1 protein-coding gene is annotated in these 416 nt (G+C 68.0%); it reads left to right on the forward strand.

Translation table 11 applies throughout. The features are described 5' to 3' along the window. Positions 1-123: 123 nt before the first annotated feature. The coding region (locus tag GV818_RS33830; RefSeq protein WP_218586331.1) for a hypothetical protein at positions 124-416 on the forward strand (293 nt) is incomplete at its 3' end.

Raw genomic sequence — 416 nt, forward strand, 5'->3', positions numbered from 1 at the left:
GAGAACATGACGCCGTACCTGGTGCGCATCATCGCCTGATCCCGCACCGCGGCAAAAAGTGGCACCGCCCCTCGTCCGCCGTCCGTAGGGTTGACCTGCAGGCGACGAAAGGGGCGGTTCCACATGACCCGACCACCGGCGACGCAACCGCCGCAGCGGACGACTTTTCCGGGGATCAGTTCCCGTGCGTGGGAGCATCCGGCAGATCGGACCGCGCTGACCGCACTGCGCCGGCTCAAGGGCTTCGACCAGGTCCTCAAGGTGCTCTCCGGGATGCTCCGCGAACGGCAGCACCGCCTGTTGTACCTCGCGAGTTCGGCACGTGTGGGGACGCGCCAGTTCGCCGATCTCGACGAGCTGCTCGACGACTGCGCCCGGGTGCTCGACGCGCCGAGCCGCCCGGAGATGTTCGTGAC

The sequence above is a fragment of the Pseudomonas sp. Fl4BN1 genome (assembly GCF_009908285.1).
Taxonomy (GTDB): Bacteria; Pseudomonadota; Gammaproteobacteria; order Pseudomonadales; family Pseudomonadaceae; genus Aquipseudomonas.